The sequence below is a fragment of the Haloferax sp. DFSO52 genome (assembly GCF_048158745.1).
Classification (GTDB): domain Archaea; phylum Halobacteriota; class Halobacteria; order Halobacteriales; family Haloferacaceae; genus Haloferax.
This window is the reverse complement of sequence record NZ_JBLOPB010000001.1, coordinates 113,775-126,342: the sequence shown is the minus strand read 5'-3', so window position 1 is coordinate 126,342 and position 12,568 is coordinate 113,775. Positions and strand designations below refer to the sequence as shown.

Below are 12,568 nucleotides of genomic sequence, written 5' to 3'. Positions count from 1 at the left end.
GACCCCTTCGTTTCCACTGGAACGTGTGGGGTTGGCAGGCACAGAAAGTAGTCGGAGACATGCGGTCTCACGTCGCCGTGCGAACGAGTGTACAACGACTTGGAACATCACCGTCGCACAGTCGAGACTCGGTCAGTCAGTGTACGGCTTTTCGATGTTCTCGTCGACAGTGATGAATGCGTTCATCTGACGAGTAATCCCGTCGAACAGCGTGATAAGCGGGGAGAGCACACGCTCGATGATCCGAACGGGCGGCGCGATGGTTAACGCCCAGCGTTTCGCGTTCCCGAGTCCGAACGCTTTCGGAACGATTTCACCGAATATCAGGACGAGCGAACTGGTGAGCACTGTCGTAACGACGACTGTCTGACCGGGTGAGAGATAGCTAGCGACGAGCACTGTCGTAATACTCGAAATCGCGATGTTCACGATATTGTTTCCGACCAGCAACGTCACGAGAAGACGATGCGGGTCGTCGACCAAGTCTTTCAGAATGTGTGCCCGGCGATCGTCCGTCGTCGCCTGCTGTTCTATCCACTTTCGGGGCAACGAGAAAACCGCCGTCTCTGAACTCGAAAAGAACGCGCTCATCGACAGGAGAACAACGACCGCTATCCCTCCGGCTACAACTAGTAGTAAACCGCTCATACCGTCCGTACGAACAGACACCCCAAGAACCCACTGACGACGAAAAAGCTGGGGGTCTAACAGACGTTCTTCGGCTTGATTCCCATCCCCTCCAACGTCTCGACGTACTCGTCGTAGGCGGCTTCGACGACTTCATCTGCGGCGTCGCGGGCGGCGTCTTCGTCGCTGGCGAGTTCGTCTACCGCATCAGCGAGCGTTTCGAGTTGGTCCTGCAGGTCAGACTTGAGCGTGCGGAACGTGTTGGCGGCCTTCGGGTCGGCGTCGCCGATGAAGAAGCCGACCATCTGCTCGACGGCTTTGAGTGAGACGAGCGCACGCGCGAGCGCCCCGCCGAGTCGTTCGTCAGTCGCGTCGAAGTCGTCGAGGACAGCGTAGATGGCTGGTGCGTCGGCATCGGGGTCGGCGTTCACAGTCTCGGCGTGTTCGCGGGCGGTGTCCGCGAGGTCCGAAAAGAGCTCGGCCGCCTCGTCGTTCGACTCGTCGGCGGCCCACGAGTCGAAGAGTTCCGCGGCGGCCGCTGCCTCTGCGGCGGCGGCGACGCGAACTGCGTCACCGTTCATCTCGCCGCCGGTGACGGCGAACAGCGCCTTCGAAGAGCCGAGTCGGGAGAGGGGTGTCTCGTGGGCGTCGCGAAGAGAATCGAGGGAGTCGGACATGCGGGTACATACGACCGATTCGGGTTTGTACCCATCGGCGGCGGCGAGTTCGGGTGGGGTTCTACGACGCCGCAACGCTGTCGAACGATGCTGGTCACTCGTACAGAGAGTGCTGCTAAGAGAGCGACGCCACTCACACTGAGCAGGTCACAAAAGAACGGAATTCGAGGGTCGGGTAGCTCGATTAGTTTCCTTTCTCGACGGGGGCGCCCACGAGGTTGCCCCACTCGGTCCACGAGCCGTCGTAGTTGGTGACGTTGTCGTAGCCGAGCAGTTCGTGGAGCGCGAACCACGCGATCGACGAGCGCTCGCCGATGCGGCAGTAGGCGATGGTCGATTCGTCGCCTTCGATGCCTTCGGTGGCGTAGAGGTCACGGAGTTCGTCAGCAGACTTGAAGGTGCCGTCGTCGTTGACCGTCGCGGCCCACGAGATGTTGCTGGCACCGGGGACGTGGCCACCGCGCTGGGCGGTTTCCTGCAGTCCCGGGGGTGCGAGAATCTCGCCGGAGAACTCTTCGGGCGAGCGAACGTCGACGAGCGGCAGGCCCTTGTTGACTGCCTTCTGAACGTCATCGCGGTAGGCACGAATCTCCTCGTACGGACCTTTTGCCGTGTAGGATTGCGCCGGGAACGACGGGACTTCGTCGGTAGTCGGGTAGTCGTTGTCCAGCCAGTAGTCGCGGCCACCGTTCATGAGGCGAACGTCCTCGTGGCCGTAGTACTTGAACTGCCAGTAGGTGTAGGCGGCGAACCAGTTCGAGTTGTCGCCGTAGAGGACGACGGTCGAGTCCTCGGAGATACCGTGCGACCCGAGGAGTTCGCCGAAGTCTTCTTTGGTCAGAACGTCACGAGTCGTCTGGTCCTGTAGCTGGGATTCCCAGTTGAACCCGATGGCACCGGGGGCGTGGTTTTCGTCGTACGCCTCGGTGTCGACGTCGACTTCGACGAGTCGATACGCCGGGTCGTCACTCTGGAACTCGTCGAGGTGGGACTCCACCCAGTCCGCAGAGACGAGTACGTCTTTCGCGTAGTCGGAGCTTGACATTGTAACAGTAGCTACGCCAGCAACAGGCATAACTCTCACAGCGGCGGCATGTACGGCCTGACCTCGGGTGATGGTGCAAATGTTGCCGTAATGCGGTGGGTCAGTCGCCCGATTTGACGCCCATATTCGGCCGAAATCCCCGTCTTTTAGGCGAAAAACGAGTGATGCGGTAAGAACATCCGGTATTTCGGACACGTGGCGAGGGGTGCATCGAGCCGCGAACCTAAACCCGCCGGCGCGGAAGACAAGGGTATGGTAGACGTGGTCTCTGCGGCGTGGCTTTCAGAGCGCCTCGACGACGTTCGTGTCGTCGACGTTCGCGATGGATGGGAGTTCGACGGCATCGGACACATCCCGAACGCCGCGTCGATTCCGTTCGACGAGTTTCGAAGCGCCGAGGGAGACGTGGGGATGCTTCCGGGGAGAGACGTGTGGGCCGACTTACTGTCGACTGCCGGAATCACGGCCGACGACGATATCGTCGCTTACGACGACACGCACGGCGTCTTCGCGGCACGGTTCATCGTGACTGCGCTCCTGTACGGCCACGACCCGGCGAAACTCCACCTCCTCGATGGCGACTTCAGCGCGTGGAACCGCGAGTACGAGACGACGAGCGCTGCGAGCGACGTGCCAGCAGCGTCGTACGAGGTGACGGACCCAGCCGTGTCTCCGCTGGTCGATTTCGAGACGGTCGAAGACGCACTCGACGACTCCTCGGCGGTCATCGTCGACACGCGCGACCCAGCGGAGTTCGCCGAGGGGCATCTCCCCGGTGCGGTCAACCTCGACTGGCGCGAACTCGTCGACGACGAGACGCGCGGCCTCAAACCACACGACGAACTCGAAACCATCCTCGAATCGGCGGGCATCACACCCGACCGTCGAATCGTCCTCTACTGTAACACTGCGCGACGAATCAGTCACACGTACGTCGTGCTCGCGCACCTCGGCTACGACGACGTGCAGTTTTACGAAGGAAGCCTCACGGAGTGGGAAGCGCGCGACGGGGCTATCGTTCAGGAGTAGCAGAATTCGTTTCTGAACTGGTGTCGGAATGGTCCGGTCCGTCGTCTTCGACGTGCAGCTCGTCACTCAGAAGGGCGACTGACTCGACGAGCAGGGCAACGACGAGTGGCCCGGCGATGATACCGACCGGTCCGAGACTGAGCAGTCCGCCGACGAACCCGATGAAGTAGAGGCTACCCGGCAAGTCGGCCGTCTCTTTGGCGAGACGCGGGCGGATGAGGATGTCGGGAAGCCACGCGACGGCGAATCCGCCGACGACGATGATGAGCACGGCGGCGACGATGTCGTTGATTGCGACCTGATACACCGCCATCGCGGCGAGGAGGAAACTCGGACCCACGATGGGGATGAACTGGAGGATGGCGGCCACAGTCGCGAGCGTGATGACGTAGTCGTAGCCGAGTGCCCAGAACACGACGAGGGCGATGAGGAACGTGCCGACGGCAGTGGCCGCCTGCAAGACGTAGATAGCGAACAACGTCTCACGTGCCCGTGAGTCGAGCGCCCTGACAGCGTCGTGGTACTCTGCAGGAACCAGTGCGAGAAGCGTCCGCCCGGCCGACCCGCCGCTGAGAACCAGTGAGAACACAAGGAAGCTGAACAACGTGAGTTTGATGAAGACCTCGGGTGCCGCCGTCGCGACTGACCGGCCAACCGACCGAATCAGTGCGAAGACGACTGCCAGCGCCTCGTCGAGCGTCACCTCGTAAAGCGTGTTAAAGAGTTCCACAGAGACTGCATCGGGGAGGAGAGACGCGAGTGCGAGCAGTTCGTTCAATCGGAGAAAGAAGATGATGAAGAGCGGCGCGAGGACGACGAACACACCGATGCCCGCGACGACGGTGGCGGCCGCACTCGCCATCCACTGCGAGGCACCTCGTGCTTCGAGTCGGTGTCTGAGTGGAATCAGCAGGTACGCAACGGTAATCGCGAAGAACACTGTGCCGAGAACGTCCACGAGGATGAGCGCTGCGAGGAGGGCAAACAGCGCTAGCACCCCACCGAGAACGTACGGACGAGAACGATTCACTCTCGGCGGTTCACCCGCCGAGTGCAAAATCATTGCGCCGACGACACGCTGAGTCGGTCGTGTCAGCGTGAAACAGCAGAATGCCACACACCACCGTAATTAAATACCACCGAGTATAACAACTGAGTAATGAAACGTCGAGCGTACCTGAAAGCGGCCGGGGCAAGCGGAGTTGCCGCACTCCTCGCGGGATGTACCGGGGGAGCGGGTGACGAACCGACGACGACAGCGTCGTCGGGCGGAACCGAAACGACGACCACAGAAGAGACGACCAGCGGAACGACCACGGGTAGTGAAACACCGACACTCACGATTGGGACCTACGGGTCGTTCGTCGACGCACCAAGTTCGAGTCCGGGCGTCTGGTTGAAAGAGGAGTTCGAATCCGAATTCGACGCGACCATCGAGTGGCAGACACCAGACGCAGGCGTCAATCACTACATCGAGCGCGCTCTGCGCGGTGTCGAGTCGGGCGCAGACCTCTACGTCGGACTCGACGCTCAGATGCTCGTCCGCATCGACGAAAACCTCGACGACGCTCTGTTCGCACCAGCAGAAGACCTCTCGCGTCGTGGTGACGTGAACGAACAGTTAGAGTTCGACCCACAGGGACGTGCGGTCCCCTACGACACGGGCTACATCTCGCTCGTCTACGACGAGACGCAGGGCGACGATGGAAAGTTCATCGCTCCCGAGACGTTCGATGGCTTGCTCGACCCCGAGTACTCGGGCGCACTCCTCGCACAGAATCCCACGTCGTCGGCGACGGGGCAAGCGTTCTTACTCCACACCATCGACGCGATGGGAGAAGACGGCTATCTCGACTACTGGGCACAGTTGAAGGAAAACGACGTCCGCGTCCTCGGCAACTGGGCCGACTCCTACACCGCCTACTCCAACGGCGAAGCACCCATGGTGGTCTCGTATTCGACCGACCAGGTGTACGCCAACGAGTCCGGTGCCGACATGGCCAAACACCAGATTCGGTTCCTGAACGACCAGGGCTACGCCAACCCCGAGGGGATGGCTCCCTTCGCCGACGCCACCGAACCCGGCCTCGCGAGCGAGTTCATGGACTTCGTCCTCCGACCCGACGTGCAGGCCGAAATCGCCGTCCGAAACGTCCAGTTCCCGGCGACCACGACGGCGGAACTTCCCGAGGAGTTCGCCAAGTTCGCGCAGGAACCCCCAGAAGCCGTCACCTTCTCGTACGACCGCCTCAAGGACAACTTGAGTGACTGGACCGACGCGTGGGCACGCGAATTCGCGAGCAAATAAATACGCACGGGTAAACGCCCCCTCCCCCACGCCCAATTCCTGTATCGACCGTTCACGGTGAGATTTGTGAGTACAATCGAAACACTCTCTGAAGCGACCAAACGACCGGTTCGCGCTGTCGTCCACGCATTCGAAGAGCGATTGCTCACTCTCGTCGCACTCCTCACCGCCGTCGTCCTCGTCGTCCTCTTTTACTATCCCGTCGCCACTGTCTTCGCGGACGCGGTTCTCGAAGACGGCGCGTTCACGCTCGAACCGCTCACGGCGATTCTGACGAGCGAGTTCTACCTCTACGATATCATCTGGTTCACCGCGAAACAGGCGTTCTACTCCACGCTCGCCAGTCTCGCACTCGGCCTCCCGGCGGCGTGGCTGTTCGCTCGCTTCGAGTTCCCCGGCCGTGAGACGCTTCGCTCGCTCACGATTCTCCCGTTCGTCATGCCCTCTATCATGGTCGCAATCGGGTTCGTCGCGACGTTCGGCCGCAACGGGACGCTCAATCGCGCCCTCGCGTTCGTCGGCCTTCCCCCCGTCGAGTTGCTGTTCACGCTGGAAGCTATCATCATCGCCCACGCCTTCTACAACGCGCCACTCGTCGCTCGCGTCGTCACCGCCGCGTGGGAGAGCGTGGACGCCCGTGCCGTCGAGACTGCTCGCTCGCTCGGCGCGAATCCACGACGAGCGTTCCGCGACGTGGTGCTCCCGCAACTCCTCCCCGCAATCGGCATCGGCGCGACGCTGACGTTCATCTTCACCTTCGCGTCGTTCCCGATCGTCCTCGCACTGGGCGGGTTCCAACTTGCGACCATCGAGGTGTTCGTCTTCGCGAAAGTGCGTGACCTCGCGTACGCCGAGGCTGCGAGTCTCGCCGTCATCGAGACGGTCATCTCGCTCGGATTGACCGTGGTGTACCTCAGTTACGAGGCGAATCAGCGCGCCGCCGGTGGGACCGCGAACCCGCTGCCACGACAGCCCGTTCTCCCCACCAGGTGGACGCCGAAATCGACGCTCCGAACCATCGGTATCGCCGGATACGCGCTCGTCGTCGGCCTCGTGTTCGTCGTCCCCATCGCGAGCATGATTCTCGCCAGCGTCACCGGCGCTGACGGCGGGTTCACGCTCGAACATTACGCCTTCCTCGCAGAGCGACAGGCGACCGGCGCGTCGTTCCAGGTCAAGCCGCTCCCGGCAATCTGGAACTCGCTTCTCTTTGCCGCCGGCACACTCCTCGTCGCCGTCCCGATGGGAGTGACGATGGCTGTCCTCACGACCCGTCGCTACCGGGGACGAACACTCATCGACGCGCTGGCGATGGCACCGTTTGCCGTCTCGGGAATCGTCGTCGGACTGGGGTTGCTTCGTGGGCTGGTCTTCGGTGTCGACGTCTTCGGCACGACGATTCGGGTGACCGGCGCGCTCGCAATCGTCGCCGCGCACTCAGTGAGTGCGTATCCATTCGTCACCCGAAACGTCGCACCACTCTTTTCTCGCCTCGACGACCGACTCGTCGAATCGGCGCGGAGTCTCGGTGCGACGCGAACGCGCGCGCTCGTCGACGTCGAACTCCCGCTCGTCTGGACCGGTGTCGTCGCGGGTGCGGCGTTCGCCGTCGCCATCAGCATCGGTGAGTTCGACTCGACGATTATCCTCGCAGAGGGTGCAGGACGGTACACGATGCCCGTCGCAGTCGAGCGATTACTGGGTCGGAGACTCGGCCCTGCGACGGCGATGGGGTGTGTCCTTCTCGTGGTCACGTCCATCAGTTTCCTCGTCGTGGACCGGTTCGGCGGTCGGTGGGGTGAACTATGAGTGAGCAACGGTCGACGGCCAACGCAGAATCACCGACCGACAGTGCTGAACGTTATGCCGGTCGGACGAAGACAGAGAGACGTGACCCCGGAGGCCACCCCGTGAAACTCGAACTCGATCGCGTCTCGAAACGCTACGGAACGGCGACGGCGCTCGATTCAGTGTCGCTGTCGGTCGACGAAGGCGAGTTCTTCACGCTCGTCGGCCCCTCCGGATGTGGGAAGACGACGACGCTCCGCTGTATCGCGGGGTTCGAATCGCCGACAGACGGGGAGGTTCGATTCGACAGGAAGTCGATGGAGGGTGTTCCACCCGAAGCGAGAGGGGTCGGCGTCGTGTTCCAGAACTACGCGCTGTTTCCCCACATGAGTGTCGGCGAGAACGTCGCCTACGGCCTCCGATTTGCTGACCCGCCGGGCGGCCTCTCCCGCGACGAACGCGTCGCGGAACTGCTCGAACTCGTCGACCTCGCGGGATTCGAAGACCGTGACCCGGATTCGCTCTCCGGCGGGCAACAACAACGTGTCGCGCTCGCCCGTGCGCTCGCGCCCGGGCCCGACCTCCTCCTCCTCGACGAGCCGATGTCGGCACTGGACGCCCGCTTGCGGGAACGACTTCGCCGACAGGTCAAGCGTATCCAATCGGAACTCGGCGTCACGACGGTGTACGTCACCCACGACCAGTCGGAAGCGCTCGCAGTCTCAGACCGTGTGGCCGTCCTCAACCGTGGCCGTGTCGAACAGGTCGGAACCCCGCGTGAGGTGTACCACCGACCAGCGACCAGATTCGTCGCGGAGTTCGTCGGCGAAAACAACGTCCTCACCGGTGTCGTGGAGTCTCGACTGGAAACTGGAGGGGTTGTGGTCGGCCTCAACGACCAGATGGTCGCACTCGACGGCGTCGATGCGGCGGTCGGTGAGACGGTCACGTTCTGTCTCCGGCCAGAAGACCTGCGCCTCGATTCGGGGGAAAACCGAATCCGTGGGACCGTCGTCGAAACCGAGTTTCAGGGGTCGACCACGCGTCTCAGACTCGACTGGCAGGGAACCGAACTGACCGTGGTGGTCGCAGACGACGGGGACGAGACGGTCGAACTCGGGTCGGAACTCGGCGTGGGATTCGACTCCGAGTCGGTGCACGTCGTCGAGTAAACTCGGAGCTACTGTTTCCCTCACGCCGGTCGCTGTCTCTCAGGTGGACGAATCGGTACTGACGAGATAGACACCGAGAGCGAGGACGACGCCACCGACGACGAAGCCAACGTCCACCTGTTCTCCGAGAAATGCCACGCCGAGAAGCGTGCCAACGACCGGTTGCGCGAAGAAGAAGACGGCGACGTGACTCGCGTTCGTGTACTCCATACCCTTGTACCAGAAGTACCACGCTGCGGCCGTACTGGCCAGACCGAGGTACAAGACTGCACCGACGACAGACGGAGTGAGATCGACTGCCAGCAGCGAGATGTCGTGAGTCGCCATTTCGAACGGGACGAACAGCCCGAACAGCGGCACCGAGAGAATCGTCGCGTACGTGACGGCTTCGAGCGCGGAATACCGTCGAATGACCGGCTTTCCGTAGACGGTGAAGCCAGCGAAGAAGAACGACGAGAGGACGAGCAGTGCGACGCCGAGCGGGTCGATATTCGTCGCGATAGTGTCGAGGCCTCGGCCGGCGAGAACGCCAAGTGTTCCGAACACGGCGAGGGCACTTCCGACGAGCGCACGCCGACTCAGTCGTTCGTCGAGAACGGTAACACCGAGTGCGAGGATGAACACGGGAGTCAGTACAGTGAGGACCGATCCCTGACTGGCGTTCGTGAGGTCCGTCCCGACGAACTGCGTGGTGAGAGCGGCCGTCAACCAGACCGCGAGGCCACCGAACCGTCGCCACTCCTCGCGGGCGAACTGTCGCCGGGGTGTCGTCGCTGCGACGACGATGCCGAGCGCCGCCGCACCCAGAACGATTCGCAAGAATGCGAGCGTGAGCGGTGGAATCGCGTCGAACCCCCACTTGCTCACGACGTACATCCCACCCCAGAGTGCTGCTGCGAGCAGTGGAGCGAAGCCAAACAGGGTGGTTCGGTTCATCGAGAAGAGAGAGGGCGGACGTTCAGGGTGCGACGCCGACGGTCAGGAGCGTTCCGAAGGTTCGGTAGCGGTCGACCATCTCCTGTCGCGTCTCCCAGTCGTCGGTCGGGAACTCGTCTGCCGGCGGGATGTCGATGTCCACGTCGGCGATGGAGTCCTGTTCTGCGACGTAGAGGCCGGCGTCGCGGAACGCCTCGCGATACTCCGCGTGGGACCAGCGCGTCATGTCGATCGAGATGTTGTCCTGCCAGTGGTGCGAGTGGACGTTCTCCTCGTAGTAGTTCACGGCGCAGTAGAAGGTGCCGCCGGGTTCGAGGATGCGAGCGACTTCTTCGAGCGTGTGGTGCGGGTCGGGTGCGTAGTAGAACGCCTCCATCGACCAGACGTGGTCGACGCTGTCGTCGGCAAACGGCAGGTCGTCGAAGTCGCCGACGAGGAACTCGATGTCGTCGGTGTCGGTGTAGTCGCGGGCGTTCTCGACCATCTGTGGCGACCCGTCGAGACCGAATCCCTTGCCGATTCCTTTGGTATCGTAGAGGGCGCGAAGGGCGTACCCACTGCCGGTTCCAAGGTCGACGACGGTGTCGCCTTCTTCGACTGGCATCCGGGCGAGCGCGTGCTTCGCGGTGTGCCAGTGTCGGTCTTCCATGCCCCTGTCGCGGCCGTCGGCCGCCCAGGCGTCGAACTCGTCGCGGACGCTCATACTCCACCCTCGGTGGGTGGGGACAAAATCAGTTCGAAGCACAGTCGAACCACGGCGACCCGAGCGGGCGCGTCATTTAATGGCCACCGTCCCGACGAGCGGTGTATGGTCGGAGTCCGCCGTCGATTCGCACTCGCTGACACGGCACAACAGGTCGTCGGTGGGTTCCTGTTGGCCGGGCCGTTCGTCGTCACCGAGGAGGTGTGGGTTCTCGCCCGGAGTATGTCGTCTCTCCAGGGCGTTCTGACGCTCATCATCGTCCTCATGGTCGGCTACGGCACGCTCTACAAAGCAGACAACAGAGACCCAGACAAAGAGAAAGAAGTCGGCGGCATCCCCATCCGATTCATCTCGCTCATCACCGTATCGTATCTCTCGGTGTTCATCCTCGCACTCGCATTCGACGCGCCGGCGACGTTCCTCGCCGACGTGTCGGGCGACGTCGTCGACGGGTTCGGCATCCAGGTCGACCTCGCAGTCCTCGCCATCACGCTCAAAGCGACGAGCGTCGGCGCGGTGTTCAGCGTCATCGGTGCCGCGACGGCCGACTCCCTGTTTTGACACCGCGTGGCCCCGTGATTTTCACGACGAGTGGCGGATTGACATGAAGGATTAAGTCCGCAGAGTATCTGCATCCACTATGGATTACGAGCTCGCCATCGAAGAGACGCCCGAGACGATTCCGGGCGGAACAGGTATCTTACTTCTTCATCCGAGCATCGGCGAGACCGACCGCATCGACACCGACTTCTTCAAAGTCGACACCGACCACTTCCTCGTCATCTCGACACGGACGACAGCACGTGAAGTCGAACAGAAGCTAGAGTACTACGAGGTCGACGAATCCCGTGCGACGATTCTCGACACGCTCTCTATCGAACGAGGCTACTCGCGACGGAGCGCGGACAACATCTACTACGTCGCCTCCCCCGACAATCTCGACGGCATCGTCGAGAAGACCCGAGAGTTCCTCGAACGACACGACGGAAAACTCCGACTCAGCGTCGATTCGGTGACGGAGATGGCCTACTACGCCGACGAAGAGCGAGCCTACGAAGCGACGAAGCAGATTCTGGAGTTGCTCGAAGAGTACGACGCTGTCGGCCTCTTTCACCTCTCGAAAGAAGTCCACGACCAGGAGACACTCGACCGCTTCCGCGAACTGTTCGACGGTGTCGTCGACCTGAACGAAGACGGCAGCGTCACGACCGAGTTCTGAGACGGCCTTATTCTGCGTCGGAGATGTCGTCGCGCGCGTCGGCTAACTGTTCGAACGTCTTCTGTGCCCACTGAACCGCGTAGGTCGCGCCGTGGTCGAGGTAGGCCGCCGTGTCGAGTGCCGAGAATGGTGCTGGCAGGTCACGTTCGTGCTTGATTGCCGAACACGCGAACTCCGTCGCCTCGGCGAACGAGAGTCGGTCGGTGGCGACGAGTCGTGGAAGGCTGGCGAGTCTGTCGTCTAATCGCTCGCCTGCGTCGACCCACGCGTCGTACAGTCTGTCGTGTCGACCCTCCCACGAGGCGAACTCGTCGCGCGTCTGGAGGCCGACCCACCCGTCGAAGAGCGCGGCGGCGACCTGATACACTTCGCTCGGGCCGAGCGGTATCGCATCCGCGAGTTCGCGGTACTGGGCACCGAAGAACGGAAGGAACTGTTCGGGAACGTCGTCGTTTCCGGCCTGAACGAGCGCCTCAGCGATGAGGAAGTCGAGGAAATCCGTGGGTGTTCCCTTCGCGCGATACTTGACGAGGACGACTGGCGGCGTGGTCTGGTCGGTCCACGTGACGGTTCCGTGTTCGGGCATTCCGATGGTGAAATCCGACGAGGCATATCGACGGAGTGCCTGTGGCGCGTCGTCTGGTAGCCACTCTTTGGGGTAGGCCGCCGGCGAGAGTGACTCGACGACGAGGCCGAGGTTCTCGGCGGCTTCCGGAGGAATGGTGTCGAAATCTCTGGCAACGTCGACGACGAGCGCGCCCGGTGCGTACTCCTCTCGAACCGATTCGAGGTCCGGCGGGAGCGTGCGCGTCTCGAACATCCTAGGCGAGGCTCATCCCAACGAAGATGACGGCCAGGACGGCCGACACGCCGATGGTTCCGAGCACGATTTTCGTGGCTTGGCTCATACTGGCACGATTACCTGCGCCGCCGCTTAAACCCTTACAGTCTGTCGTCGGGCGAATCTCCACTCGAAACGAAGGGGTTTGAAGGTGGTCACCACGGTGGGCGGTCTCACGACTCGTCTGGGCACGACGTGTCGACGAGACGCTGCCAGCGACGAA

General features: G+C 62.3%; 13 protein-coding genes. 6 read left to right on the top strand and 7 right to left on the bottom strand.

Features of this window, described 5'->3' with window-relative positions:
• Positions 1-132: 132 nt before the first annotated feature.
• The 3 genes from ACK3SC_RS00625 to ACK3SC_RS00615 all read right to left on the bottom strand — a co-directional run bounded on the left by ACK3SC_RS00625 (position 133) and on the right by ACK3SC_RS00615 (position 2,349).
• Complete coding sequence (locus ACK3SC_RS00625) at positions 133-648, bottom strand: DUF21 domain-containing protein (protein WP_416838198.1); 516 nt, start codon at positions 646-648, stop codon at positions 133-135.
• Between the two features lie 56 nt (positions 649-704).
• On the bottom strand, positions 705-1,304 hold the full coding sequence (locus ACK3SC_RS00620) for a transcription antitermination protein (protein WP_416838197.1): 600 nt from the start codon (positions 1,302-1,304) through the stop codon (positions 705-707).
• A gap of 184 nt (positions 1,305-1,488) precedes the next feature.
• The gene (locus tag ACK3SC_RS00615) at positions 1,489-2,349 is read right to left on the bottom strand and encodes a sulfurtransferase (protein ID WP_416838196.1); all 861 of its coding nucleotides are present in this window, start codon (positions 2,347-2,349) and stop codon (positions 1,489-1,491) included.
• A gap of 252 nt (positions 2,350-2,601) precedes the next feature.
• Here ACK3SC_RS00615 and ACK3SC_RS00610 point away from each other — a divergent pair, with 252 nt between their 5' ends.
• Complete coding sequence (locus tag ACK3SC_RS00610) at positions 2,602-3,378, top strand: sulfurtransferase (RefSeq protein ID WP_416838195.1); 777 nt, start codon at positions 2,602-2,604, stop codon at positions 3,376-3,378.
• On the opposite strand, the gene ACK3SC_RS00605 is transcribed toward ACK3SC_RS00610, so the two are convergent.
• A complete protein-coding gene (locus ACK3SC_RS00605; protein WP_416838194.1) occupies positions 3,362-4,408 on the bottom strand; it encodes an AI-2E family transporter in 1,047 nt (348 codons plus the stop codon). The two genes, ACK3SC_RS00610 and ACK3SC_RS00605, sit on opposite strands and share 17 nt — an antisense overlap.
• 129 nt (positions 4,409-4,537) lie before the next feature.
• Here ACK3SC_RS00605 and ACK3SC_RS00600 point away from each other — a divergent pair, with 129 nt between their 5' ends.
• The 3 genes from ACK3SC_RS00600 to ACK3SC_RS00590 all read left to right on the top strand — a co-directional run bounded on the left by ACK3SC_RS00600 (position 4,538) and on the right by ACK3SC_RS00590 (position 8,646).
• On the top strand, positions 4,538-5,686 hold the full coding sequence (locus ACK3SC_RS00600; RefSeq protein ID WP_416838193.1) for a thiamine ABC transporter substrate-binding protein: 1,149 nt from the start codon (positions 4,538-4,540) through the stop codon (positions 5,684-5,686).
• Between the two features lie 75 nt (positions 5,687-5,761).
• On the top strand, positions 5,762-7,495 hold the full coding sequence (locus tag ACK3SC_RS00595) for an ABC transporter permease (protein ID WP_416839913.1): 1,734 nt from the start codon (positions 5,762-5,764) through the stop codon (positions 7,493-7,495).
• Between the two features lie 101 nt (positions 7,496-7,596).
• Positions 7,597-8,646: an ABC transporter ATP-binding protein gene (locus ACK3SC_RS00590; RefSeq protein WP_416839912.1), complete on the top strand. Its 1,050-nt coding sequence runs from the start codon at positions 7,597-7,599 to the stop codon at positions 8,644-8,646.
• Between the two features lie 39 nt (positions 8,647-8,685).
• Here ACK3SC_RS00590 and ACK3SC_RS00585 read toward each other — a convergent pair whose 3' ends face one another.
• Both ACK3SC_RS00585 and ACK3SC_RS00580 read right to left on the bottom strand, forming a co-directional pair.
• Positions 8,686-9,582, bottom strand: coding sequence for a DMT family transporter (locus ACK3SC_RS00585; RefSeq protein WP_416838192.1), 897 nt, complete (start codon positions 9,580-9,582; stop codon positions 8,686-8,688).
• 22 nt (positions 9,583-9,604) lie between these two features.
• On the bottom strand, positions 9,605-10,285 hold the full coding sequence (locus ACK3SC_RS00580) for a class I SAM-dependent methyltransferase (protein WP_416838191.1): 681 nt from the start codon (positions 10,283-10,285) through the stop codon (positions 9,605-9,607).
• Between the two features lie 105 nt (positions 10,286-10,390).
• On the opposite strand from ACK3SC_RS00580, the gene ACK3SC_RS00575 reads away from it, so the two are divergent.
• Entirely contained in the window at positions 10,391-10,846 is a 456-nt protein-coding gene (locus ACK3SC_RS00575; protein WP_416838190.1) for a DUF2391 family protein, read from the top strand.
• A 79-nt stretch (positions 10,847-10,925) separates the two neighbouring features.
• On the top strand, positions 10,926-11,504 hold the full coding sequence (locus ACK3SC_RS00570) for a hypothetical protein (protein ID WP_416838189.1): 579 nt from the start codon (positions 10,926-10,928) through the stop codon (positions 11,502-11,504).
• Between the two features lie 7 nt (positions 11,505-11,511).
• Here the strand turns inward: ACK3SC_RS00570 and ACK3SC_RS00565 are convergent, their stop codons facing one another.
• Positions 11,512-12,324: a hypothetical protein gene (locus ACK3SC_RS00565; RefSeq protein ID WP_416838188.1), complete on the bottom strand. Its 813-nt coding sequence runs from the start codon at positions 12,322-12,324 to the stop codon at positions 11,512-11,514.
• Between the last annotated feature and the right edge of the window lie 244 nt (positions 12,325-12,568).